Annotated in this window: 1 protein-coding gene; it reads right to left on the bottom strand. The window is 67.0% G+C overall.

What is annotated here, in order from left to right; all coding sequences use genetic code 11:
- A partial coding sequence (locus ADS77_RS21990; RefSeq protein WP_200909673.1) for a dihydroxy-acid dehydratase occupies positions 1 to 546 on the bottom strand: 546 nt, incomplete at both ends.

Here is a 546-nt window from a genome sequence, read left to right as displayed (position 1 = left end):
TCGTCCAGGGCCGCCTTCAGGGAGTCGCCGTAGACGGTGGGCACCCGGGTGTCGAGCACGCCGGCGCGATCCAGCTCGCCGAGAATGGCCATGATCCCGCCGGCGCGGTGCACATCCTCGATATGGTACTTCTGGGTGTTGGGGGCCACCTTGCACAGCTGCGGCACCTCACGCGAGAGGCGGTCGATATCGGTCATGGTGAAATCGACCTCGGCCTCCTGGGCGGCGGCCAGCAGGTGCAGGATGGTGTTGGTGGAGCCGCCCATGGCGATATCCAGGGTCATGGCGTTCTTGAACGCCGCCTTGGAGCCGATGGCACGCGGCAGCAGGTGCGCCTCGTTGCCCTCGTAGACCCGCTTGGCCAGTTCGACGATGCGATGACCCGCGGTCTCGAACAGGCGGCGGCGGTCGGCGTGGGTGGCAACCACGGTGCCATTGCCAGGCAGTGCCAGGCCCAGCGCTTCCATCAGGCAGTTCATGGAGTTGGCGGTGAACATGCCGGAACAGGAGCCGCAGGTGGGACAAGCGCTGCGCTCCACCTCGGAG

It is taken from the genome of Pseudoalteromonas porphyrae (genome assembly GCF_001298125.1).
In the GTDB taxonomy this organism is placed as follows: Bacteria; Pseudomonadota; Gammaproteobacteria; order Enterobacterales; family Alteromonadaceae; genus Pseudoalteromonas; species Pseudoalteromonas neustonica.
Note: the sequence above shows the minus strand (reverse complement) of the source record. Positions and strands in the feature narration are given on the sequence as shown.